This window comes from Blastococcus sp. SYSU DS0539 (genome assembly GCF_054050855.1).
The window spans coordinates 265,904-288,782 of sequence record NZ_JBJHAF010000005.1 but is presented as its reverse complement, the minus strand read 5'-3'; the positions used below and the strand labels follow the sequence as shown (position 1 = coordinate 288,782).

The window sequence follows — 22,879 nt, the reverse complement described above, 5'->3', positions numbered from 1 at the left end:
GCGTCCTCCCGCACGGCACACGGTGCGGGAGGACGCGCCACGATCAGGTCACCTGATCGTCGCCGAGGGGATCAGTGGCTGTGGCCGTGGCCGCCGTGCGAGTGGCCGTGGGTGTGGTGCCCGCCAGCGTGCTCGTCCTCCTCCTCGGGGGCCTCGACGACCGCGGAGTCGGTGGTGAGCACCATCGCGGCGATCGAGACGGCGTTGCCCAGGGCGGCCTTGGTGACCTTGACCGGGTCGATGACGCCCTGCCCGGCCAGGTCGCCGTACTCGCCGGTGGCGGCGTTGAAGCCCTGCCCCTGGCCGGCCTCGCGGATCCTGCTGACGACGACGCGGCCCTCGAAGCCGGCGTTCTCGGCGATCTGCACCGCCGGGGCGTCCAGCGCGGTCCGGACGGCGCGGGCACCGGTCAGCTCGTCACCGGAGAGGTCGAGCCCGTCGATCGCGGCCGCGGCGTGCACGAGCGCGGAGCCACCGCCGGGGATGACGCCCTCCTCGACCGCCGCGCGGGTGGCGGCGATGGCGTCCTCGATGCGGTGCTTGCGCTCCTTGAGCTCCACCTCGGTGGCCGCGCCGACCCGGATGATGCCGATGCCGCCGGCCAGCTTGGCCAGCCGCTCCTGCAGCTTCTCGCGGTCCCAGTCGGAGTCGGTGGCGTCGATCTCGCGGCGGATCTGCGCGACCCGCTCGCCGATGCCCTCGGAGGTGCCGCCGCCGTCGACGATCGTGGTGGCGTCCTTGGTGACGGTGACCCGGCGGGCGGTGCCGAGCACCTCGAGGCCGACCTGGTCGAGCTTGAGGCCGACGGCCTCGCTGACCACCTGACCGCCGGTGACGACGGCGAGGTCGGTCATGAACGCCGTGCGCCGGTCGCCGAAGTACGGCGACTTGACCGCGACGACCTTGATGGTCTTGCGGATGGAGTTGACGACGAGGGTGGACAGCGCCTCGCCCTCGACGTCCTCGGCGACGATCAGCAGCGGGCGGCCGCCGGTCGAGAGCACCTTCTCCAGCAGCGGCAGCAGGTCGGCGAGCGCGCCGATCTTGCCGCTGACCAGCAGGACGAGGGCGTCGTCGAGGACGGCCTCCATCGCCTCCGGGTCGGTGACGAAGTACGGCGAGAGGTAGCCCTTGTCGAACTGGACGCCCTCGGTGACGTCGAGCTCGGTGTTCAGGGTGTTGCTCTCCTCGACGGTGATGACGCCGTCCTTGCCGACGCGCTCCATCGCCTCGCCGATCAGCTCGCCGACCTCGGCGTCCTGGGCGGAGATGGTGGCGACGCCGGCGATGGCCTCGCGCTTCTCCACGGGGATGGCGGCGGTGTCGAGCGCGGCGTGCACGGCGTCGACGGCGGCGCGCATGCCGCGGCCCAGCGCCATCGGGTTCGCGCCGGCGGCGACGTTGCGCATGCCCTCGTGCACCAGCGCCTGGGCCAGCACCGTCGCGGTGGTGGTGCCGTCACCGGCGACGTCGTTGGTCTTGGTGGCGACGTTCTTCGCCAGCTGCGCGCCGAGGTTCTCGAACGGGTCCTCGAGCTCGATCTCGCGGGCGATGGTGACGCCGTCGTTGGTGATCGTGGGGGCGCCGAACTTCTTGTCGATGACGACGTTGCGGCCGCGCGGGCCGATCGTCACGCGCACCGCGTCGGCGAGCTTGTCGACGCCGCGCTCCAGGGCGCGACGGGCGTCCTCGTTGAACTTGATGATCTTGGCCATGCGGACCTCTCGATCAGTGGAGCAGGGGTGGGCTGGGCGGGCGAGGCCCAACGGGAACCGCCCCGGGACCCGGTGGTCGGGTCGCCGGGGCGGTCGGGTGAGCCCTGGGGCTCAGTGCTGAGGAGAGGTCACTTCTCCACGACGGCGAGCAGGTCGCGGGCGGAGAGCACGAGGTACTCCTCGCCGGCGTACTTGACCTCGGTGCCGCCGTACTTCGAGTAGATGACCACGTCGCCGACGTTCACGTCGAGCGGGACGCGGTTGCCGTTGTCGTCGATGCGGCCGGGGCCCACGGCGACAACGGTGCCCTCCTGGGGCTTCTCCTTGGCGGTGTCCGGGATGACCAGACCGGAGGCGGTGGTGGTCTCGGCCTCGTTGGCCTGGACCACGACGCGGTCCTCCAGCGGCTTGATGCTGACCTTGGTAGCGGTCGTCACGTCGGTGACGCCCCCTTCGGGATAGGACGGCAGGAATGTTCGATGCTGTGGCACGGGAACCGGGCACCCGCCGTCGCGGGGGTCGGGCGCCAGCCCGTGTCGGTTGGCACTCTACCCAGGAGAGTGCCAGCCGCTCAACCCGGTCCCCAGGGTGGGTGACGTCCGGCCGGACCGGCCCGTACGCCACGCTGTGCCGGTGGACCCGGACACCGAGGAGCAGGCCGCCGAGACGGTGCGCCAGCTGCGCGCCCTGGCGACCGCCGAGGGCGCGGCGGCCCTGACCCGGGCGGGAGCGCTGCTCGACGCCGGTACCGACGCGGTCGCCGCGCTGACCCGACTGCGCGCCGAGGTCGGCACGGACCTGGCCGGACCGGCGTGGGGCATCGCGCGCCAGCGGCAGAAGGCGCGGTCGACCTTCGGAGCCGACGCCGACCGGCTGCTGTTCACCGCCGACACCCTGGAGCAGGCCGGCCGCCCCGAACTGGCCGCCCGGCGCGCGGCCCGCCTGCTGGCCGGGGGCGCCGACTCCGTCGCCGACCTCGGGTGCGCTGCCGGCACCGACACGATCGCGCTGGCCCGCGCCGGCGCCCGGGTGCTGGCCGTCGACGTCGACCCGGTCGCCCGCGAGCTGACCGCCGCCAACGTCGAGGCGCTCGGCGTCGCCGACGACGTGTGGGTGGTCGCCGGGGACGCCGTCGAACTGGTCGCGGCGGCGCGCGGGGGCGAGGTGGCCGGCTGCGGCGCCGCCGTCCTCGACCCCGCCCGGCGGGCCGGTGGACGGCGGCAGCTCGACCCCGACCGCTGGTCGCCGCCGTGGTCGACGGTCACCGCGCTGCTCGGGAAGGTCCCGACCTCGGTGGTGAAGGTGGCCCCCGGCCTGGACCACGACCGGGTGCCGGCCGGCATCGAGGCGGAGTGGGTGTCGGTCGGCGGCTCGATCGTCGAGGCGCTGCTCTGGGGTCCGGCGGTGTCGGCGACCTGGCGGCGGGCGGCGCTGGTGCGCGACGGCGTCGTCTCCGAGCTGACCGTGGACGCCGACCCCGGTCCCGCGACGCCCGGCCCGGTCCGCGGGTGGCTGCACGAGCCGGACCCGGCGGTCATCCGCTCCGGCCTGGTCTCCCTGGTGGCCGCCGACCTCGGCGCGACCCTGGTCGACCCGACGATCGCCTACCTGAGCTCCGACGCCCCCGCCGACTCCCCCTGGGTCAGCTCCCACCGGGTGGACGAGGTGCTGCCGTTCAACCTCAAGAAGCTCCGGGCGCTGCTGCGGACGCGCGGCGTCGGCCGGGTCGTGGTCAAGAAGCGCGGCTCACCCATCGAGCCGGAGGCGCTCGCCCGTCAGCTGCGCACCGACGCCGCCGGCACCGCGACCGTCGTCGTCACCCGCGTCGCCGGGCACCCGACCGCACTGGTGTGCGACCTCAGCGGCTGACGACGTCGATCGGCAGCGAGCTGTCGGCACCGAGGTCGGGGGCCGACGGCGCGACGCCGGCGGCGACCAGGCGCGAGCCGAGCGCCGCGACCATCGCGCCGTTGTCGGTGCACAGCTTCGGGCTCGGCACCCGCAGCACGATGCCGGCCGCGGCGCACCGCTCCTCGGCCAGCGCGCGCAGCCGCGAGTTGGCCGCCACTCCCCCGCCGAGCACCAGGTGGTCGACGCCGTGGTCTCGGCAGGCGCGCACGGCCTTGGCGGTGAGCACGTCGGCGACCGCCTCCTGGAAGGACGCGGCGACGTCGGCCAGCGGCACCGGCTCCCCGGCGCGCTGCCGGGCCTCCACCCACCGGGCGACGGCGGTCTTCAGCCCGGAGAACGAGAAGTCGTAGGCCGGGTCGCGGGAACCGGTGAGGCCCCGCGGGAACGCGATCGCCGACGGGTCGCCGTCGCGGGCCGCCCGGTCGATCGGCGGGCCGCCGGGGAACGGCAGGCCGAGCACGCGGGCGACCTTGTCGAACGCCTCCCCCGCGGCGTCGTCGATCGTGCGGCCGAGCGACTGCACCTCCTGCGCCAGGTCGGGCACGAGCAGCAGCGAGCTGTGCCCGCCCGAGACGAGCATCGCGATCGAGGGCTCGGCCAGCGGGCCGTGCTGCAACTCGTCGACGGCGACGTGCGCGGCGAGGTGGTTGACCCCGTACAGCGGCTTGTCCAGCGCCAGCGCGTACGCCTTGGCCGCGGCGACCCCCACCAGCAGCGCGCCGGTCAGCCCGGGGCCGCTGGTCACGGCCACCGCGTCGACGTCGGAGGCGCGGATGCCGGCGTCGGCCAGGGCGCGGTGCACCGTCGGCACCATCGCCTCCAGGTGCGCCCGGGAGGCGATCTCCGGGACGACCCCGCCGAAGCGCTCGTGCTCGGCCATGGACGTGGCCAGGGCGTCGGCCAGGAGCGTGTGGCCGCGGACGATGCCCACCCCGGTCTCGTCGCACGAGGTCTCGAACCCCAGCACGATCGGTTCGTCAGCCACGACCGGCCTCCCGCTTCATCACGACCGCATCCGTCCCGCTCGGTTGGTAGTACTTCGGGCGCCGGCCGATCTCGGCGAACCCCCGCCGCCGGTAGAGCCCCTGGGCGACCTCGTTGTCCGCCCGCACCTCCAGCAGGACCACGGGGCTGCGCCGCCGGTCGGCCTCGGCCAGCAGCGCATCGAGCAGCAGGGCGCCGAGGCCCTCGCCCTGCCGGGCGCCGGTGACGCCGATCGTCGCCACGTGCGCCTCGTCGTCGTAGGCGATCAAGCCCGCGTAGCCCACGACGGCGCCGTCGTCGTCGGCCACGAGGTAGTGCCGGGTGTCGGTCTGCCCGAGCTCCTCGCGGTACATCGCCGCCGTCCAGGTGTCGGGTGCGAAGAGCTCCTCCTCGAGCTCCATCACCGCCGGCAGGTCGGCCAGCCGCATCGGCCGGAGCCGGGTCACTGCGTCACCGGCTTGATCGACGTCGGCGGCACGGCGTCGGGGCGGCGGAGGTACAGCGGCGCCAGCGGGAGGGCCGACGACGGGTCGGCCAGCTGGGGACCGGCGGCGCGCAGCAGCCCCGCCGTCGTCACCTCGGCCCGGTCGACCGGCGCTCCCAGCCGCTCGGCGAACGCCGGGTCGCCCACGAACGGCCCGGGCCGGCCGAGCTCCTCGGGCCGGACGACCGCCGGCCCCTCGGTGCGCGCCCCGTCGGCGTCGTAGGCGGCCCAGTAGACCTCCTTGCGCCGGGCGTCGGTGACCACGGTGCGGGCACCGGAGCCGACGGCGTCCAGCGAGCACACCCCGGCCACCGGGAGCCCGCGGGCGTCGGCGAGCGCGGCGGCGGTGACGACGCCGACCCGCAGCCCGGTGAACGGCCCGGGCCCCAGGCCGGTGACCACGGCCTCGACGTCGCCCAGCACGAGGCCGGCGTCGGCGAGCACCCCCTGGATCGCGGGCGTGAGCAGCTCGGCGTGCTTCGTGCCCGAGGGCACGGCCCGCTCGGCGAGCACCGTGGCACCGCCGTCGGCCGACCAGCGGGCCAGCCCGGCGACGAGCGTCGGGGTGGCGGTGTCGAGCGCGAGGACCAGCACGACCGGTCAGCGTAGGCGAGTGCCGGCCGCCACCTCGTAGACGATCTCCGGGCCGTCCTCCTCGTCGATCTGCTCGCCGACGGCGACGAAGCCCTCGCCGAGCACGAGATCCCGGGAGGCGGCGTTCGCCGGCGCGACCGCCGCGCGCACGGTCGTGACCGCCGGCTCGTCGGCCGCCCAGGCCAGCAGCGCCCGCAGCGCGGCCCGCGCGTACCCCTGCCGCCGGTGGGCTCAGCGGCACCGGCGCCGCCGCCTGGGCCGCGGCCAGGTCGCCGTCGGCCAGCGCGCGCAGCGCGGCGGTGCTCAGCTGGATCAGCTCCACCCGGCGGTCCACGGGCGGAAGGTCAGCGGCGACGGCGACCGGCTGACGCGCTGAGCTCAGGCGGCGTCGATCCGGGCCGTCCAGCCCGGGCCGTGCGGCACGAGCAGCGCCGTGCGGACGTCGTCGTCACGGCGGTCCAGCCGCACCTCGAGGTGCTCGTCGGCCAGCTGCTCGACGAGCCCCTGCCCCCACTCGACCACCGTGACCGACTCCTCGGTCGAGGCGTCGAGGTCCAGGTCGTCGACGTCGGCGTGCCCGCCCAGCCGGTAGGCGTCGACGTGCACGAGGGGGATACGCCCGTCCCGGTGCACGCGGGCGATGACGAACGTCGGGGAGGTGACCGGCTCCCGGACGCCCAGCCCCGCACCGATCCCCTGGGTGAGGGCGGTCTTGCCCGCGCCCAGGGGCCCGACCAGGACCAGCAGGTCGCCGGCGCGGGCGAGCCCGGCCAGCGCCTCGCCCAGCGCCTGCGTCTCGGCAAGGGTGGGCAGCTCGTGGGCGCGCTTCACGCGGCGGCCTCCAGCGACTCGGCGACGGCGGTGAGGTCGGCCAGCAGCCCGGCGCGGGGGGCGCCGTTCGGGCCGAACCGGATCGCGGCCGACGGGTGGTAGGTGGCCCACACCGCGCGTCCGTCGACCTCGTGCGGGCGGCCGCGGACGCCGGCCAGCACGGTGCGGGGGCCGAGGAACCACTTGGCCGACGACAGGCCGAGGGCGACGACGACCCGGGCGTCGAGCAGCTCCAGCTGGCGCCGCAGCCAGCCGCCGCAGCGCTGCACCTCGACCGACCTCGGCGTCCGGTTGGCCGGCGGCCGGCACTTGACGACGTTGAGCACCGCCGCCTCGGCGCGGTCCAGCCCCGCCTCGGCCAGCAGCTGGTCCAGCAGCGCCCCGGACCGGCCGACGAACGGCCGGCCGGTCTCGTCCTCGGTGGCGCCGGGCGCCTCGCCGATCAGCACGAACCGCGGCCGCCCGCTCGCCGGGACGTCGCCGACGACGACGTGCTGCCGGGTGGCGGCCAGCTCGGGGCAGGCCGTGCAGGGCCGTGCCGCCGCGGCGAGCGCCGCCCAGTCCGGGGCGGCCGCCGCGACGCGCGCCACCTCGGCGGCGTCGGCGTCGAACCGGGGCGGACGGGGAGCGGCCACCCGCGCACCCTAACCGTGGGCGCGGATCGCTTCCGGCGGCCGCCTCCGCCCGCGGGGTGGCGGGCGCCGCCGGTGGCTCAGCTCGGCGCGCCCACCGTGCGGCCGGCGGCCACCCGGCGCAGCAGGGCGGTGAGCGCACGGCTCACCTCGTCGGGCTCCTCCAGGGGGACCATGTGCCCGGCCCCCGGGACGACGACGTAGTCGACGGCGTTCTCGCCCGCCTGCCCGAGCCGCTCCACGATCAGGTCGCTGTGCTCCTTGGGGATCATCTTGTCCCGGTCCCCGGTGAGGACCAGCGTGGGCACCCGGCGCAGCGGCTCCAGCCGGCCGGTCTCGTCGAGGCCGGCCAGCGCCGGGTAGAACTCCGCGATCACGTCGACGGGGGTGCCCGCGATCATCGCGTCGACGTAACGGACCAGCGCGGGGTCGACGTCCGCCGAGCCGAACGACAGCGCCTTCGTCGCCGCGGACACCAGCTCCGCGGCGACCCGGCGGGTGCGCTCGGCGAACGCCGGCCGGTGCCGCATCGTCCAGGCGGCGACCGGCAGCACCGCGGCCCGGACGCGGGTGAGCATCTCGGGCAGGCCGAAGCTGAGCTCGGCCAGGTTGCCGCTGGAGGTGGAGAGCAGCGCGGCGCCGGTCACCCGGGTGCCGAAGAGCTCCGGCCGCGTCGCGGCCAGGCCCATGATGGTCATCCCGCCCATGGAGTGCCCGACGAGCACGACCGGGCCCCGCGGGGCGCGGGCGGCCAGGACCGACGCGAGGTCGGCGGCCAGCTGCTCGATCGTGGAGTGCCCCGCCGGGCCCCGGCCGGAGGAGCCGTGGCCGCGCTGGTCGTAGAACACCAGCCGCGCCCGGGGGCGGTGCCCGTTCGCGGTGGCCAGCTCCGCGGCGAGCGTGCGCCGCTGGAAGGCCCACGACGCCATCGACAGGGTGTAGCCGTGCACGAAGACGACGGTGAGCGGAGCGTCCCGCGGCCCGATCTCCTCCACGGCCAGCAGCACGCCGTCGTCGGCCTGGACCAGCGCGGTGCGATCGGCCGGACGGGCGTCGGCGCCCAGCGGGTCGTTCTGGCGGAGCCGGACCTCGGCCAGCTCGCGCGGCAGCTCCGCGGCCGGCCCGAGCTCGGCGGCGCGCACCCGGCGCGCGGCGATCCGGCTGACGGCCACCCCGGCGGCGGTACCGGCCGCCGCGAGCCCGACGACGGCCCCCAGCACACCGGCGGTGTGCGCGCGGACCGGCTTCCCCGCGGGCGGGCGGGAGCGCGCCATCAGACCGCCCCCGCCGAGCCGACGTAGCGGCGGGCGAACCGGCCACCGATCCGGGTGACCAGCTCGTAGTGGATCGTGTCGACGGCGTCGGCCCACTGCTGCGCCGTCGGTTCGCCGTCGTCCCCCGGGCCCCAGAGCACCACCTCGTCGCCGGGCGCGACCGGGTCGTCCCCGACGTCGACGACGAACTGGTCCATGCACACCCGGCCGGCGATCGTCCGCTGCCGGCCGGCGGCGAGCACCGGAGCCCGGTTCCCGCCGGCCCGGGGCACCCCGTCGGCGTAGCCCGCCGGCACGAGGGCGAGCGTCGTCTCGGCCGCGGTGGCGTAGGTGTGCCCGTAGGACACCCCGGCCCCGGCGGCCACCCGCTTGGTCAGCGCGACCCGGGCCCGCACCGTCATCGCCGGCCGGAGGCCGTGGTCGGCGGCGTTCCCGCCGAGCGGGTCCAGCCCGTAGACGGCGATGCCCGGCCGCACCATGTCGAACCAGGTGCCGGGCAGGGCCACGGTGGCCGCGGAGTTGGCCAGGTGGCACCGGGCCTCGCCGAGCCCGGCCGCCCGCGCGATCGCGACCGCCTCCTCGAACACCCGCACCTGGACGCCGATGGTGGGGTGCGTCGGGGCGTCGGCGTAGGCCAGGTGGCTCCAGAGCCCGACCACGACGACGTCGCCGTCGGCCTGGGCCCGCGCCGCGGCGTCCACCAGCGCGGGCCACTCGGTCATGGGCGCGCCCTCGCGGGAGAGCCCGGTGTCGACGAACAGGTGCAGCCGGGCGGTGCGGCCGGTCGCGCGGGCGGCGGCCACGACCTCCGCGAGACCCCAGGCGGCGTTGACCGACACCTCGACGTCGGCGGCCAGCGCCGCGGCGAAGTCGGCGCCCGGCCCGTGCAGCCAGGCGAGCACCGGTGCGGTGATGCCGGCGGCCCGCAGCGCGAGCGCCTCGTCCACGACGGCCACGCCGAGCTGGTCGGCGCCACCGGCCAGCGTCGCCCGCGCGGCGGGCACCAGGCCGTGCCCGTAGCCGTCGGCCTTCACCACCGCCATGAGCGGGCGGCGCACGCGCTCGCGCAGCGCCGCCGTGTTCGCCGCGATGGCGTCGAGGTCGACGACCACCTCGGTCCCGGTCCCGTTCGTCACGCCTCCGAGTCTGGCAGGCCCCCGGAGCGGGCAGCGCGCACCCGGTCGATCGCCTCGGGCAGGTGCCGCACCAGGTCGCCGGCGATCAGGGGGCCCCGCGCCGCGGCGACCTGGCCCGCCCGACCGTGCACGTGCGCCGCCACGGCAGCCGCCTCCGCCGCCGGCAGGCCGGCGGCCAGCAGCGCGCCGGTGATCCCGGACAGCACGTCGCCGGTGCCGGCGGTGGCCAGCCAGGGCGTACCGGTGGCGTTGACGAAGGCGGTGCCGTCCGGATCGGCGACCACGGTGGCCTCTCCCTTGAGCAGGACGACGACGCCGAGGTCGGCCGCCAGCCGGCGCGCGGCCCCGATCCGGTCGCCGCCGGGCTCGGCGCCGAAGCGGGCGAACTCCCGGTCGTGCGGGGTGAGCACGGTGGCGGCCGCCCGGCCCCGCACCAGCTCCGGCTCGCGGGCGAGCATCGTCAGCGCGTCGGCGTCCACCAGCACCGGCAGGTCGGTGCCGAGCACCTCGGCCAGGACGCTGCGCGCGTCGTCGTCGGTACCCGTGCCGGGGCCGACCACCCAGGCCTGCACCCGGCCGGCGTCGGCCGGGCGGCCCGCGGTCACGATCGCCTCCGGCCAGGCCGCCCGCACGCCCTCGGCGGCCGTGCCGGCGTAGCGCACCAGCCCGGGGCGGGTGCGCAGCGCGGCCCCGGTGCACAGCACCCCCGCGCCCGGATAGGTGGCCGAGCCGGCGACGACGCCGACGACCCCCTGGGAGTACTTGTCGCCGTCGGCGTCCGGGAGCGGCAGCCGGGCCGCGGCGTCGGCGTCGGTGAGCCGGCCGGCCGAGGCCCGGGGCAGGTAGGGGCCCAGCCCGATGTCGACCAGGTGGACCTCGCCGGCGGAGCCGCGCCCCTCCCCCACGACCAGCCCCGGCTTGACCGCGCCGAAGGTCACGGTGTGCGTCGCGGGGAAGGCGGTGCCCTCGACGGCTCCGGTGTCGGCGTCGACCCCGCTCGGCACGTCGACGGCGACCATCAGCGCGGGTCCGGTGGCGGCCCGCTCGACCAGCGCGGCCGCCGCCGGCCGCAGACCGCCGGAGCCACCGATGCCGACGATCCCGTCCAGCACCAGGTCCGCGCGGTCGAGCACGGGACCGGCGTCGTCGGGCGGCACGCACCGCCCCCCGGCGGCGCGCAGCGCGGACAGCCCCGCGGCGTGGGCCCGGGCCGGATCGAGCAGGACGGCGGTGACCCGCGCTCCCCGGGCCGCCAGCCGGGCGCCGGCGAACAGCGCGTCGCCGCCGTTGTTCCCCGCGCCGACGAGCAGGGCGACGCGGACCCCGTACGAGCGGCCCAGCAGCCGTACGCACACGGTGGCCAGCCCCGCGGCGGCGCGCTGCATGAGCGCGCCGTCGGGCAGGGACGCCAGCAGCGGGGCCTCGGCCCTCCGGATCTCCGCGGCGGTGTGCAGGCCGATCACGTCGCCTCCCGGTGCAGTCCCTCGGCGACGACCACCGCTGACGCGATGCCGCCGTCGTGGCTCAGCGAGACGTGCCAGGTGGTGACCCCGAGCTGCTCCGCCCGGCCGGCCACCGAGCCCCGGACCGCCAGGTGCGGGCGGCCGTGCTCGCCGACGGTGACCTCGGCGTCGTGCCAGTGCAGGTCGCCGGGGGCACCGAGCGCCTTGGCCAGCGCCTCCTTGGCGGCGAAGCGGGCGGCCAGCGACTCGCCGGTGCGCGGGGACCCCGACGGCGTGCGCTGCTCGTCGGCGGTGAACAGGCGGTCCCGCAGCCCCGGCGTCCGGGTGAGCGACTGCGCGAAGCGCTCCACCGGCACCACGTCGATCCCGACCCCGATGATCACCCGGCCAGTCTGCCGCGTGGCCGTCCGCACCGCCGTCCGGTCCCGCCGAGGGCCGTCCTACCCCGCCTGACGGCGTCCTCCCCCGTCGTCTGCGGCGAGGGAGGACACCCGATGATCAGCTCACGTGATCATCGCCGGCTCACTCGACGGTGACGCTCTTGGCCAGGTTGCGCGGCTGGTCGACGTCGTAGCCGCGGGTGTCGGCGATCTCGCAGGCGAGCACCTGCAGCGGCACCGTCGTCACCACCGGCGCCATGAGGGTCGGCGTGCGGGGCACCCGGATCAGGTGGTCGGCGTAGGGCACCACCTCGTCGTCGCCCTCCTCGGCGATGACGATCGTCCGCGCCCCGCGGGCCCGGACCTCCTGGATGTTAGAGACGACCTTGCCGTGCACCGAGTTGCGGCTGCGCGGCGACGGCACGATGACGATGACCGGGGTGCCCTGGTCGATGACGGCGATCGGGCCGTGCTTGAGCTCGCCGGCGGCGAAGCCCTCGGCGTGGATGTAGGCCAGCTCCTTGAGCTTGAGCGCACCCTCCAGCGCGACGGGGAACCCGACGTGCCGGCCGAGGAACAGGATCGTGCCCGCGTCGGCCAGGGAGCGGCCGAGCGCGCGCACCTCCTCCATGCCGGTGAGCACCTCGGCGACCGCCTCGGGCAGGCGGCGCAGGTCGTCGACGATCGCGGTGACCTCGTCCTCGTACTTCACCCCGCGCACCTGGGCGAGGAACAGCCCCACCAGGTAGCAGGCGACGATCTGCGCCAGGAACGCCTTGGTCGACGCGACGGCGATCTCCGGGCCGGCGTGGGTGTAGAGGACGGCGTCGGACTCCCGCGGGATGGTCGAGCCGTTGGCGTTGCAGATGGCCAGCACGCGGGCCTTCTGGTCCTTGGCGTGCCGGAGCGCCATCAGCGTGTCCATCGTCTCGCCGGACTGGCTGATGACGACCACCAGCGTCGAGCGGTCGAGGACCGGGTCGCGGTAGCGGAACTCGCTGGCCACCTCGACCTCGACCGGGATGCGGGTCCAGTGCTCGATGGCGTACTTCGCGATGAGGCCCGCGTGGTAGCTGGTGCCGCAGGAGACGACGAAGATCTTGTCGATGTCGCGGAGCTCCTGGTCCGACAGGCGCACCTCGTCGAGCACCAGCTCGCCGTTCTCGGCCAGGCGGCCCAGCAGCGTGTCGGCGATCGCCTGCGGCTGCTCGGCGATCTCCTTGAGCATGAACCAGTCGTAGCCGCCCTTCTCGGCGGCGGCGGCGTCCCAGTCGACGGTGTAGGCCGTCGGCTCGGCCGGCGTGCCGTCGAAGCCGGTCACCGAGAGCCCGCGGGTGCGGTCGATCTCCACGACCTGGTCCTGGCCGAGCTCGCGCGCCTCGCGGGTGTGGCCGATGAACGCGGCGACGTCGGACCCCAGGAAGTACTCGCCCTCCCCGATGCCGACCACGAGGGGGCTGCTGCGCCGGGCGGCGACGAGGGTGTCCGGCTCGGCGACGTGCGTGGCGACGAGGGTGAACGCCCCCTCCAGCCGCTGGCACACCGCCCGCAGGGCCTCGGCCAGCCGCCCGGGCCCCTCCGGGGTGGTCACGTAGACCGAGGCCAGCAGGTGGGCGACCACCTCGGTGTCGGTCTCCGACGTGAACTCGATGCCGGCCGCCTCGCACTCGGCCCGCAGCGCCGCAAAGTTCTCGATGATCCCGTTGTGGATGACCGCGACGGACCCGTCGGCGGACACGTGCGGGTGGGCGTTGCGGTCGGTCGGGCCGCCGTGGGTGGCCCAGCGGGTGTGCCCGATGCCGATGGTGGCCGGCGGGAGGGGCCGGTCGGCCAGCACCTTCTCCAGGTTGGCCAGCTTGCCGGCCTTCTTGGCCGTGCTCAGCTCGGCGCCGTCGACGACGGCGATGCCTGCGGAGTCGTATCCGCGGTACTCGAGCCGGCGTAGTCCTTCGAGGACCACGCCGGTCGCGTCCTGGGGGCCGACGTATCCCACGATGCCGCACATTTGTCCGAGCGTACCGACCGGTGCCGGACCGGTCCGTCAAAGACGGCGCGGGACGACCACATGTCGCCCCAGCGGTCCCACCCGCCCCGTGCGCCCTCGCGCCGGATCAGACGGCGGCGACGACCACGGCCAGGCGCGCGGCGACGGCGTCCGCCTGCTCCTGCGTCGGCGCCTCGACCATCACCCGGATCAGCTGCTCGGTGCCCGAGGGCCGCAGCAGCACCCGCCCGGAGTCGCCGAGCTCGGCCTCCACCGCGTTGACGGCGGCGGCGACCGCCTCGCTCTCCGCGACCGCGATCCGGTCGTGCACGGGGACGTTGACCAGCACCTGCGGCAGCCGCTGCACCACGGAGGCGAGCTCCGCCAGCGAGGCGCCGGTCGCCGCCATCCGGGACAGCAGGGCCAGGCCGGTGAGCAGCCCGTCGCCGGTGGTCGCGTGCTGCAGGAACACCAGGTGCCCGCTCTGCTCCCCGCCGAGGCTGAGGTCGGAGGCGCGCAGCGCCTCGAGCACGTACCGGTCACCGACGGCCGTGGTCTGCACCGAGATGCCGGCGTCGCGCATCGTGTGGTGGAAGCCGAGGTTGCTCATGACCGTCGCGACGACGGTGTCGGACTTCAGCGCCCCCTGCTCGTGCAGGGCCAGCGCGCACACCGCGAGGATGGCGTCGCCGTCGACGACCTCCCCGGCGGCGGTGACGGCCAGGCAGCGGTCGGCGTCCCCGTCGTGGGCGATGCCGATGTCGGCCCCGCGTTCCCGGACGGCGTCGATCAGCGGGCCCAGGTGGGTGGACCCGATGCCGTCGTTGATGTTCCAGCCGTCCGGCGCGCAGCCGATCGCGTGCACGGTGGCCCCGGCGCGGCGGTAGACCTCCGGCGCGGCGGTGGCGGCGGCGCCGTGCGCCCCGTCGACGACGACGGAGAGGCCGGTCAGCGGCCGCTCGACCGTGGACAGCAGGTGCTCGACGTAGGCCTGGGCGCCGTCGTCGAGCGCGTGGACGCGGCCGATCCGGTCCCCGCTGGGGCGGTGCCCGTCGGAGGAGCCGGAGGTCACGGCCCGCTCGACGGCGGCCTCGACGGCATCGGGCAGCTTGTGCCCGCCCCGGCTGAAGAGCTTGATCCCGTTGTCGGGCATCGGGTTGTGACTGGCCGAGATCATGACGCCCAGGTCGGCGTCGTTGCGGCCGGTCAGGTAGGCCAGCGCCGGCGTGGGGACCACCCCGGCGAGGAGCACCTCGGCTCCGGCGCTCGTGAGGCCCGCGACGACCGCGGCCTCGAGCATCTCCCCGCTGGCGCGGGGGTCGCGACCGACGACCGCGACGGGACGCGAGGTCCCGTCGCGGTCGGCGAGCACGCTTGCGGCGGCACGAGCCACCGAGAGGGCCAGCTCCGGCGTGAGGTCGGAGTTGGCCCGACCCCGGACGCCGTCGGTCCCGAAGAGGCGACCCACGGGCGTGCCGGTCAGCGCTTGGAGTACTGAGGCGCCTTGCGGGCCTTCTTGAGCCCGTACTTCTTGCGCTCCTTGACCCGCGGGTCACGGGTGAGGAAGCCGGCCTTCTTGAGCGCCGGACGGTCCTCGGCCTCGATCTCGATGAGGGCGCGGGCGATGGCCAGGCGCAGCGCGCCGGCCTGACCCGTGACGCCGCCACCCTTGAGCAGGCCGACGACGTCGTACTGCTCGCCCTTCTCCAGGGTCACGAACGGCTCACGGATGAGCTGCTGGTGCACCTTGTTCGGGAAGTACTCCTCGAGGGAGCGGCCGTTCAGCTTGAACTGGCCGGTGCCGGGGAGCAGCCGGACGCGGACGACGGCCTCCTTGCGCCGGCCGACGGTCTGCACCGGACGCCCCTCGGCGTCGGTCACGGTCAGTGCGCTGGTCACTGGGCCACCTGCTTGATCTCGTAGTTCGTGGGCTGCTGCGCGGCGTGCGGGTGCTCCGGGCCGGCGTAGACCTTGAGCTTCTTGAGCATCTGCCGACCGAGGCTGTTGTGCGGGAGCATGCCCTTGACCGCGCGCTCGATGACGCGGTCGGGGTGCGTGCGCAGCTGGTCGCCGACGTTGGTGGTCTTCAGACCGCCCGGGTGGCCGGAGTGGCGGTAGGCCACCTTGTCCTCCCGCTTCGACCCGGTGAGGGCGACCTTGCCGGCGTTGACGATGACGACGAAGTCGCCGACGTCCACGTGCGGGGCGTACTGGGGCTTGTGCTTGCCGCGCAGGAGCTGCGCGGTCTGGCTGGCCAGTCGACCGAGCACCACATCGGTGGCGTCGATGACGAGCCAGGCCCGGTCGACCTGACCGGGCTTGGGGGTGTACGTGCGCACGGCGCTCGTGTCCTCCGTCGTCGTCGGGATGGCTGGTGGGATCGCCTCACCGAGCACGGGAGACAGGAACGACGCGCGGGCACCAGCCGGCTTGCGCGCGCCAGCCGGTCACGATACCAGGGCGCCGCCGGGCGATGCCCGCCGCTGTCGGCGGACCGGTCAGCGGACCTCGCGCAGGCGGCCGGTCTCCACGTCGTAGACGGTCCCGCGCACCTCGTGCGAGAGCAGGTACGGGGAGTCCCGCAGCAGCCGCATCGACTCGCGCACGTCGGCGTCGACGTCGGTGAAGGTGCGCGCCGCCCACGGCGGACGCCGGCCGGTCGCCTTCTCCACCAGGTCGGCGAAGTCCACGTCGTTGCTCTTCTGCAACCCGCAGTCGGTGTGGTGCACCAGCACGATCTCGCGGGTGCCGAGCAGGTGCTGGGAGATCGTCAGCGAGCGGATCGTGTCCTCGGTGATGACCCCGCCGGCGTTGCGGATGACATGCGCGTCGCCGACGGCGAGGCCCAGCAGCCCGAACAGCGGCATGCGGGAGTCCATGCACGCCACGACGGCGACCTTGCGCGCCGGCGCGACCGGCTTGCTCCCCGGGAACTGCTCCGCCCACTGCTCGTTCGCCTCGAGCATCCGGTCGATCTCGGCCACGCGCATCCTCCGTCTCCTGGTCGTGCCGGCGACAGTAACCGGCGACCGCCGGAGGTGCGGCCGGGGGGAATCGGCCAGGATGGGCCCCGTGCGCACGGTCGAGGAACACCAGGCGGTGGTGAACGCCCTGCTGCCCGCCGCTCCCGAGGAGCGGGTGCCGCTGGCGGCGGCCCACGGCCGGGTGCTGGCCCGCGACGTCGTCGCCGCGGTGCCGCTGCCGGGTTTCGACAACTCCGCGATGGACGGTTACGCCGCCCGGTGGGCCGAGGTCGGCGGCGCCGGCCTGCCCGTGCGCCTGCCGGTGGCCGAGGACATCCCGGCGGGGCGCACCGACGTCGTCCCGCTGGCGCCGGGCACCGTGCACCGCATCATGACCGGCGCCCCGCTGCCCCCCGGTGCCGACGTCGTCGTCCCGGTCGAGCTCACCGACGGCGGCACCGACGTCGTGGAGCTGCGGGACTGCCCGCCCGCCGGCAGCCACCTTCGCCGAGCCGGCGAGGACATCGCGGCCGGGACCGTCGCCCTCTCCCCGGGCGCACCGCTGGGTGCCGCGCAGCTCGGGCTGGCGGCCGCGGTGGGCGTGACCGAGCTGCCGGTCCGGCGGCGTCCCCGGGTGCTGGTGCTCTCGACCGGCAGCGAGCTGGTCGCTCCCGGCCAGGAGCTCGCCCCGGGGCAGATCTACGAGTCGAACTCCACCCTGCTGGCCGCCGCGGTCGAGGAGGCCGGCGGCTCGCCCCGGCGGCTGCACTTCGTCCCCGACGACGTCGACCAGTTCCTCGGCACGGTGCGCGCCGAGCTGGCGACGGCGGACCTGCTCGTGACCAGCGGCGGCGTGAGCGCCGGCGCCTACGAGGTCGTCAAGGACGCCTTCCGCACGCTGGGCACCGTCGGCTTCGTCAAGGTCGCCATGCAGCCCGGCGGTCCCCAGGGGGCCGGCACGGTCGACGGCGTGCCGGTGGTCACGCTCCCCGGCAACCCGGTGAGCGCGTTCGTCTCGTTCGAGGTCTTCGTCCGCCCCGCACTGCGCCGCGCGCTCGGGCACACCGCCCCCGACCGGCTGCGGGTGCCCGCCCGGCTCGCCGGGCCGCTGCGCTCCCCCGCCGGGCGCCGCCAGTACCTGCGCGGCCGCTACGAGGGCGGCGTGGTGTCCCAGGTCGGCGGCCCGGGATCGCACCTCGTGGCGCACCTGGCCCGCGCCAACTGCCTGGTGGTCGTCGCAGAGGACGTCACCGAACTGCCCGCCGGCGCCGAGGTCGACGTCGTGCTGATCGAGGGAGCGCTCCAGTGACCGAGTCACGTCTCACCCACGTCGACGAGCACGGTGCCGCGCGCATGGTGGACGTCAGCGCGAAGGCGGTCACCGCCCGGGAGGCCACCGCCGCCGGCCGGGTGCTGGTCAGCCCGGAGGTGGTCGCGCTGCTCCGCGGCACGGGCGTGCCGAAGGGCGACGCGGTCGCCGTCGCCCGGATCGCGGGCATCGCCGGCGCCAAGCGGACCCCGGACCTCGTCCCGCTGTGCCACCCCATCGCGCTGCACGGGGTCACCGTCGACCTGGAGGTGACCGACGACGCCGTCGAGATCACCGCCACCGCCCGCACCGCCGACCGCACCGGGGTGGAGATGGAGGCGCTGACCTCGGTCGCCGTCGCCGGGCTGACGATGATCGACATGGTGAAGGCCGTCGACCCGAGGGCGTCCATCACCGACGTGCGGCTGCTGCGCAAGAGCGGCGGCAAGAGCGGGGAGTGGACCCGATGAGCGAGCTGCCCGCCGGAGCCCGGGCGCTGGTGCTGACCGCCTCGAACCGGGCCTACGCCGGCGTCTACGAGGACCGCAGCGGACAGGCGCTCGCCGCCGGGCTGCGCGACCTGGGCTTCGCCGTCGAGGGGCCGCACGTGCGCCCCGACGACGTCGGTGAGCTGGAGGCGGTCATCCGCGCCGCGGTCGACCTCGGCGTCGACGTGGTGGTCACCACCGGCGGCACGGGCCTCTCCCCCACCGACGTCACCCCGGAGGCGACCCGCCGGGTGCTGGAGCGGGAGGCGCCCGGGCTGGCCGAGGCCGTCCGCCGCTACGGAGCCGACAACGGGGTGCCGACGGCGGTGCTCTCCCGCGGGGTGGCGGGCACCGCGGCCCGCACGCTGATCGTCAACCTGCCCGGCTCCACCGGCGGGGTGCGCGACGGGCTGGCGGTCCTCGGACCGCTGCTCCCCCACGTGGTCAGCCAGCTCCGCGGCGGCGACCACGTCTGACCGCCGCGCAGGCGGGCGTGTGCGCCGACGCGGGGTTCCAGCGACCGGAGTCCGGCTTCGGCGCACACGCTGACCGTTACGCGGGCAGCTCGATGCGCTCCGTGTGCGTGTAGACGTTGCAGCCGTCGCCGCGGAGGAAGCCGACCAGCGTGATCCCGACCTCCCGGGCCAGCTCCACGGCCAGCGACGACGGCGCGGACACCGCGGCCAGCACCGGGATGCCCGCCATGGCCGCCTTCTGGGTCAGCTCGAAGCTGGCCCGGCCGCTGACCATCAGCACATGACCGGCCAGCGGCAGCCGGCCCGTGCGGACGCCGTCGCCGATCACCTTGTCCACGGCGTTGTGCCGGCCGACGTCCTCGCGCACCGCCACGAGCTCCCCGGCGGCCGTGCACAGCCCCGCGGCGTGCAGCCCGCCGGTCTTGTCGAAGACCTGCTGGGCGGCCCGCAGGCGGTCCGGCAGCGCCAGGAGCACCTCCAGCGGGAGGCGCACCGGATCGGCGGCGACGTCGTACGCGGTCTTGGTGCGGATCGCGTCGATGCTGGCCTTGCCGCACACCCCGCAGGAGCTGGACGTGTAGAAGTTCCGCTCCAGCCCGGTGTCGGGCATCGGCACGCCGGGGGCGAGGTCGACGTCGACGACGTTGTAGGTGTTGCGCCCGTCGGCGTCCACGGAGTCGCAGTAGCGCAGCCCGGCCACGTCGTCGGCCCCGCGGATCGCCCCCTCGGTGGCGAGGAAGCCGTGCACCAGGTCGAAGTCGTCCCCCGGGGTCCGCATGGTCACCGCCAGCGGCGTGCCGTTCAGCCGGATCTCCAGCGGCTCCTCGGCGGCCACGGCGTCGGGTCGGGTGGTGCGGTGCTGACCTCGGATGCGCAGCACCGGGGTGCGGCTGGTGACTCGTCCCACGACGTGGACGGTACCCACGGCCGGCGGCCTACGGTGCTGCCATGGAGGAGCTGCCGCCGTACGCGGCCGTGGTGCTGGCCGGCGGCCGGGCCCAGCGGCTGGGCGGGCAGGCCAAGCCGCAGCTGCGCGTGGGCGGCCGGACGATGCTCTCGGCCGTCCTGGCCGCCGTGGACGACGCCGCGCAGCGGGTCGTGGTCGGCCCGCCGCAGGAGGTCCCGGGCGACGTCGTCGTGACCCGCGAGGAGCCGCCCGGCGGGGGGCCGGTGGCGGCGCTGCGGGCCGGGCTGGCGGCCGTGCGCGCCGACGTCGTGGCGGTGCTCGCCGGCGACCTGCCGTTCGTGACCGGCGGGCTGGTCGGCGAGCTGCGCCGGCGGCTGCACCGGGACGGCGTCCTCGTCGTCGACGACACCGGCCGGGACCAGCTCCTGCTCGGCGTGTGGCGCACTGCGGCCCTGCGCGCGGCGGTCGGCGACCCGGACGGCCCGCGGGCGCTGCACCGGGCGGTGGCCGGCCTGGCGGTGGACCGCCACCACCCCGCACCGGCGCCGGGCGGGGTGCCCCCGTGGCTGGACTGCGACACCCCCGAGGAGCTGGCCCGGGCACGGGAGGTAGCCGCCCGCGTCGACGGGTAGGGGTCTGCGCATGCGCATCGTCCTCGCCGGGGCCCACGGGCAGGTCGCCCGCCGCCTCGGCCGCCTGCTCTCCGCCCGCGGCGACACCGTCCTCGGCCTCGTCCGCAATCCCGACCACCGGGCCGACCTCGAGGACGACGGCATGACGCCGGTGGTCCTCGACCTCGAGAACGCCTCGGTCGACGAGGTGGCCGAGGTCGCCTCCGGAGCCGATGCCGTGGTGTTCGCCGCCGGCGCCGGCCCCGGCAGCGGCGCCGAGCGGAAGGACACCGTCGACCGCGGCGCGGCGGTGCTCCTCGCCGACGCCGCCGAACGGGCCGGGGTGCGCACGTACCTGCTGGTCTCCTCCATGGGCGCCGACCTGGTGGCCGACGGCGCCGCCCCGGAGGGCGTCGACGACGTCTTCGCCGCCTACCTGCGCGCCAAGCTCGCCGCCGAGCAGGACCTGCTGGCCCGCCCGGCGCTCGCGGTGACGGTCCTGCGGCCGGGGGGCCTCTCCGACGAGCCCGGCACCGGCCGGGTCACCCTCGACCGGCACGTCGAGCGCGGCGAGATCCCCCGCGACGACGTCGCCGCGGTGCTGCTCGCCTTCCTGGACTCGCCCCGCGACGGCGCCGTCGTGGAGCTCGTCTCCGGGGACACCCCGGTGGCGGAGGCGGTCGCCGCCGTGCCCTGACGCCCGCCCGCCCGCCCGGCGGCACTCCCGGACCCGCGCGCCGGACGCCTCCGGACCGGCTCGCCGCCGGTTCAGGCGTCAGGCCCGACGGGCGCGGGTGACCGCCGTGCGGGCGGCCAGCCCGGCGTCGTCCGGGTAGTCCACCGCCACCAGCGTCAGCCCGTGCGCCGGCGCCACCGGGACGTCGTTCGCCCGCTCGGTGCCGGCCAGGAGGCCCGCGGGCCAGTCCAGCGGCCGGCGTCCCTCCCCGACCGCGATCAGCCCACCGACCAGGCTGCGCACCATCGAGTGGCAGAACGCGTCCGCCGAGGCGTCGACGCGCACGGTCTCCGAGCCGTCGTCCTCCTGCCGGCGGGCCACGGTCAGGCGGAGGAGGGTCCGGATCGTCGTCGCGCCCTCGCGGCGCTTGCAGTAGGCGGCGAAGTCGTGCTGACCGAGCAGCAGGCCGGCCGCCAGGTCCATCGCCGCCGCATCCAGCCGACGCGACCACGCCACCGTGTCCGCCCGGCGCAGCGGCGAGGGCCCGGCCGGCGCGTCGGTCAGCCGGTACACGTAGTGCCGCGCCAGCGCCCCGAACCGGGCGTCGAAGTCCGGGTGCGCCTCGCTCACCTGCGGAACGGCGACGTCGGACGGCAGGACCCCGCGCAGCCGGCGGACCAGCTTGGCCCGCTGCTCCGCCCACACGTCGCGGGGGACGTCGACGTGCACCACCTGCCCGGTGGCGTGCACCCCGGCGTCGGTGCGGCCGGCGACGGTGAGGTCCACGTCGGTGCGCAGCACGGTGCCCAGCCCGCGTTCGAGCTCGTCCTGCACGGTGCGCAGCCCGGGCTGCCGGGCCCAGCCGTGGAAGCCCGTGCCGTCGTACTGGACCCCGAGACGAAGACGGACGAGCCCGCCACCGGTTCCGGTGGCGGGCTCGTCCTGCTGCTGATGGGGGCTCAGCGAGAGATCACTTCGGGTCGGGCGCGGCGTCGCCGCCCTGGTACTGCTGGCTGGCGGTCGCGGCGTCGCCGAGCTCGGCGGCCTCGATCTCCGCCGCGGCCGCGCGGGCGACCTCCGGCGACAGGGCCGGGTCCTCCACGACAGCGGCGTTCTCCCGCTGGGGCTCAGGGGTCACGTCGCCGTCGTCCTGCCGGTCACCGTCGGGGCTGAAGACGTCGGTGACGATCTCCTGCGCCTCGTCGGTGACGCTGCCGTCCGTCACCGCCGGGGAGGTGTCCCCGCCCGGGCCGGTCGTCTCACCCTCGAACGTGGCCCCCTGGTCGCCGCCACCGGCGGACACGCCGGCCGCGCCCGCACCGGCGACGTTCTCGGGGTTGCTCATCGCGCGTCCGTGCCCTCGTCCTCGGCGGCGGGCGCCTCGGCGACGACCTCGTCCGGGGTGTCCGCGCTGTCGGCCGAGTCCGCGCTGTCGGCCGAGTCCGCGCTGTCGGCCGAGTCGACGGAGTCCGTCGGCTCGACGACGTCGGCGGTGACCTCGCCGGCCGCGGAGGCGGCGCCGGCACCGGTGGCGAACTGCGTGCCACGGGCCCGCTCGGCTTCGCCGACGGCCTGCTGGGCGACGGTCAGCGCCTCGACCAGCTCGATGACTGCCATCGGGGCGTTGTCGCCCTTGCGCGGGCCGACCTTGGTGATGCGGGTGTAGCCACCGGGACGGTTCTCGAAGCGAGGACCGATCTCGGCGAACAGCGTGTGGACGACGTCCTTGTCACGGATGGTCGTCATCACCTGACGACGGGCGTGCAGGTCACCGCGCTTGGCGAAGGTCACCAGCTTCTCGGCCAGCGGACGCAGCCGCTTGGCCTTCGCCTCGGTGGTGGTGATCCGCCCGTGCTCGAACAGCGAGGTGGCCAGGTTGGCCAGCATCAGCCGCTCGTGCGCGGGGGAGCCGCCGAGACGGGGGCCCTTGGTGGGGGTGGGCATGTCGGTCCTTCCTCAGGCGGCCGGGCGCTCGCTGCCGGCTGCATCCGTGATGCTGCTGTCGTCCGTACTGCGGTGGTGCTCGCGTTCAGTGTGGCTGCCCGCGGGGCGGTGCCGGAC

The 22,879-nt window shown here is 75.8% G+C and carries 26 protein-coding genes and 1 pseudogene; 6 read left to right on the top strand and 21 right to left on the bottom strand.

Annotated features, from left to right (window positions below):
• Positions 1–71: 71 nt before the first annotated feature.
• On the bottom strand, positions 72–1,715 hold the full coding sequence (groL, locus tag ACI790_RS09160) for a chaperonin GroEL (protein ID WP_456569467.1): 1,644 nt from the start codon (positions 1,713–1,715) through the stop codon (positions 72–74).
• Between the two features lie 128 nt (positions 1,716–1,843).
• On the bottom strand, positions 1,844–2,152 hold the full coding sequence (gene groES / locus ACI790_RS09155) for a co-chaperone GroES (RefSeq protein WP_014377938.1): 309 nt from the start codon (positions 2,150–2,152) through the stop codon (positions 1,844–1,846).
• A gap of 196 nt (positions 2,153–2,348) precedes the next feature.
• Here groES and ACI790_RS09150 point away from each other — a divergent pair, with 196 nt between their 5' ends.
• Positions 2,349–3,584, top strand: a complete 1,236-nt coding sequence (locus ACI790_RS09150; protein WP_456569466.1) for a THUMP-like domain-containing protein — start codon at positions 2,349–2,351, stop codon at positions 3,582–3,584.
• On the opposite strand, the gene tsaD is transcribed toward ACI790_RS09150, so the two are convergent.
• The 15 genes and pseudogenes from tsaD to ACI790_RS09075 all read right to left on the bottom strand — a co-directional run bounded on the left by tsaD (position 3,574) and on the right by ACI790_RS09075 (position 16,378).
• Complete coding sequence (gene tsaD, locus ACI790_RS09145) at positions 3,574–4,611, bottom strand: tRNA (adenosine(37)-N6)-threonylcarbamoyltransferase complex transferase subunit TsaD (protein ID WP_456569465.1); 1,038 nt, start codon at positions 4,609–4,611, stop codon at positions 3,574–3,576. The two genes, ACI790_RS09150 and tsaD, sit on opposite strands and share 11 nt — an antisense overlap.
• Positions 4,604–5,056 (bottom strand): ribosomal protein S18-alanine N-acetyltransferase, encoded by a 453-nt coding sequence (rimI, locus tag ACI790_RS09140; RefSeq protein WP_456569464.1) that lies wholly within the window; start codon positions 5,054–5,056, stop codon positions 4,604–4,606. Before rimI ends, tsaD begins: the two co-directional genes overlap by 8 nt.
• The gene (gene tsaB, locus ACI790_RS09135) at positions 5,053–5,688 is read right to left on the bottom strand and encodes a tRNA (adenosine(37)-N6)-threonylcarbamoyltransferase complex dimerization subunit type 1 TsaB (protein ID WP_456569463.1); all 636 of its coding nucleotides are present in this window, start codon (positions 5,686–5,688) and stop codon (positions 5,053–5,055) included. Before tsaB ends, rimI begins: the two co-directional genes overlap by 4 nt.
• Positions 5,689–5,694: 6 nt before the next feature.
• Positions 5,695–5,907, bottom strand: a pseudogene (locus ACI790_RS09130) (GNAT family N-acetyltransferase); the annotation flags it as partial.
• A gap of 159 nt (positions 5,908–6,066) precedes the next feature.
• On the bottom strand, positions 6,067–6,519 hold the full coding sequence (gene tsaE / locus ACI790_RS09125) for a tRNA (adenosine(37)-N6)-threonylcarbamoyltransferase complex ATPase subunit type 1 TsaE (RefSeq protein WP_456569462.1): 453 nt from the start codon (positions 6,517–6,519) through the stop codon (positions 6,067–6,069).
• Positions 6,516–7,154 (bottom strand): uracil-DNA glycosylase, encoded by a 639-nt coding sequence (locus ACI790_RS09120; protein WP_456569461.1) that lies wholly within the window; start codon positions 7,152–7,154, stop codon positions 6,516–6,518. The genes tsaE and ACI790_RS09120 overlap by 4 nt, the downstream gene beginning before the upstream one ends.
• Positions 7,155–7,231: 77 nt before the next feature.
• Entirely contained in the window at positions 7,232–8,425 is a 1,194-nt protein-coding gene (locus ACI790_RS09115; protein WP_456569460.1) for an alpha/beta fold hydrolase, read from the bottom strand.
• The gene (alr, locus tag ACI790_RS09110) at positions 8,425–9,561 is read right to left on the bottom strand and encodes an alanine racemase (protein ID WP_456569459.1); all 1,137 of its coding nucleotides are present in this window, start codon (positions 9,559–9,561) and stop codon (positions 8,425–8,427) included. Before alr ends, ACI790_RS09115 begins: the two co-directional genes overlap by 1 nt.
• Positions 9,558–11,024 (bottom strand): NAD(P)H-hydrate dehydratase, encoded by a 1,467-nt coding sequence (locus tag ACI790_RS09105; protein ID WP_456569458.1) that lies wholly within the window; start codon positions 11,022–11,024, stop codon positions 9,558–9,560. Before ACI790_RS09105 ends, alr begins: the two co-directional genes overlap by 4 nt.
• Entirely contained in the window at positions 11,021–11,407 is a 387-nt protein-coding gene (locus ACI790_RS09100; RefSeq protein ID WP_456569457.1) for a holo-ACP synthase, read from the bottom strand. The genes ACI790_RS09105 and ACI790_RS09100 overlap by 4 nt, the downstream gene beginning before the upstream one ends.
• Before the next feature lie 139 nt (positions 11,408–11,546).
• Positions 11,547–13,409: a glutamine--fructose-6-phosphate transaminase (isomerizing) gene (glmS, locus tag ACI790_RS09095; protein ID WP_456569456.1), complete on the bottom strand. Its 1,863-nt coding sequence runs from the start codon at positions 13,407–13,409 to the stop codon at positions 11,547–11,549.
• Positions 13,410–13,515: 106 nt separating this feature from the next.
• A complete protein-coding gene (gene glmM / locus ACI790_RS09090) occupies positions 13,516–14,856 on the bottom strand; it encodes a phosphoglucosamine mutase (protein WP_456569455.1) in 1,341 nt (446 codons plus the stop codon).
• Positions 14,857–14,867: 11 nt separating this feature from the next.
• A complete protein-coding gene (gene rpsI, locus ACI790_RS09085) occupies positions 14,868–15,287 on the bottom strand; it encodes a 30S ribosomal protein S9 (RefSeq protein ID WP_456569454.1) in 420 nt (139 codons plus the stop codon).
• On the bottom strand, positions 15,284–15,727 hold the full coding sequence (rplM, locus tag ACI790_RS09080; RefSeq protein WP_456569453.1) for a 50S ribosomal protein L13: 444 nt from the start codon (positions 15,725–15,727) through the stop codon (positions 15,284–15,286). The genes rpsI and rplM overlap by 4 nt, the downstream gene beginning before the upstream one ends.
• Before the next feature lie 159 nt (positions 15,728–15,886).
• Complete coding sequence (locus ACI790_RS09075) at positions 15,887–16,378, bottom strand: beta-class carbonic anhydrase (RefSeq protein WP_456569452.1); 492 nt, start codon at positions 16,376–16,378, stop codon at positions 15,887–15,889.
• 82 nt (positions 16,379–16,460) lie between these two features.
• Between ACI790_RS09075 and moeA the strand changes: the two genes are divergently transcribed.
• Genes moeA through ACI790_RS09060 form a run of 3 tightly spaced genes read left to right on the top strand, consistent with a single transcriptional unit; the run spans position 16,461 to position 18,624 of the window.
• The gene (gene moeA, locus ACI790_RS09070; protein WP_456569451.1) at positions 16,461–17,660 is read left to right on the top strand and encodes a molybdopterin molybdotransferase MoeA; all 1,200 of its coding nucleotides are present in this window, start codon (positions 16,461–16,463) and stop codon (positions 17,658–17,660) included.
• Positions 17,657–18,130 (top strand): cyclic pyranopterin monophosphate synthase MoaC, encoded by a 474-nt coding sequence (moaC, locus tag ACI790_RS09065; RefSeq protein WP_456569450.1) that lies wholly within the window; start codon positions 17,657–17,659, stop codon positions 18,128–18,130. The genes moeA and moaC overlap by 4 nt, the downstream gene beginning before the upstream one ends.
• On the top strand, positions 18,127–18,624 hold the full coding sequence (locus ACI790_RS09060) for a MogA/MoaB family molybdenum cofactor biosynthesis protein (protein ID WP_456569449.1): 498 nt from the start codon (positions 18,127–18,129) through the stop codon (positions 18,622–18,624). The genes moaC and ACI790_RS09060 overlap by 4 nt, the downstream gene beginning before the upstream one ends.
• A gap of 76 nt (positions 18,625–18,700) precedes the next feature.
• Here ACI790_RS09060 and fdhD read toward each other — a convergent pair whose 3' ends face one another.
• Positions 18,701–19,531 (bottom strand): formate dehydrogenase accessory sulfurtransferase FdhD, encoded by an 831-nt coding sequence (gene fdhD, locus ACI790_RS09055; protein ID WP_456569448.1) that lies wholly within the window; start codon positions 19,529–19,531, stop codon positions 18,701–18,703.
• Positions 19,532–19,572: 41 nt separating this feature from the next.
• Here fdhD and mobA point away from each other — a divergent pair, with 41 nt between their 5' ends.
• Together mobA and ACI790_RS09045 are read left to right on the top strand one after the other, a co-directional pair.
• Entirely contained in the window at positions 19,573–20,163 is a 591-nt protein-coding gene (gene mobA, locus ACI790_RS09050; RefSeq protein ID WP_456569447.1) for a molybdenum cofactor guanylyltransferase, read from the top strand.
• A gap of 10 nt (positions 20,164–20,173) precedes the next feature.
• Positions 20,174–20,839 carry an NAD(P)H-binding protein gene (locus ACI790_RS09045; RefSeq protein ID WP_456569446.1) on the top strand — a complete coding sequence of 222 codons (666 nt, stop codon included), beginning with the start codon at positions 20,174–20,176 and terminating at the stop codon, positions 20,837–20,839.
• 78 nt (positions 20,840–20,917) lie between these two features.
• Here the strand turns inward: ACI790_RS09045 and truA are convergent, their stop codons facing one another.
• From truA to rplQ, 3 genes are read right to left on the bottom strand one after another with little or no spacing between them, the layout of a single operon-like run.
• Positions 20,918–21,781, bottom strand: a complete 864-nt coding sequence (gene truA / locus ACI790_RS09040; protein ID WP_456569470.1) for a tRNA pseudouridine(38-40) synthase TruA — start codon at positions 21,779–21,781, stop codon at positions 20,918–20,920.
• Between the two features lie 7 nt (positions 21,782–21,788).
• Complete coding sequence (locus ACI790_RS09035; RefSeq protein ID WP_456569445.1) at positions 21,789–22,163, bottom strand: hypothetical protein; 375 nt, start codon at positions 22,161–22,163, stop codon at positions 21,789–21,791.
• Positions 22,160–22,762, bottom strand: coding sequence for a 50S ribosomal protein L17 (gene rplQ, locus ACI790_RS09030; protein WP_456569444.1), 603 nt, complete (start codon positions 22,760–22,762; stop codon positions 22,160–22,162). Before rplQ ends, ACI790_RS09035 begins: the two co-directional genes overlap by 4 nt.
• Between the last annotated feature and the right edge of the window lie 117 nt (positions 22,763–22,879).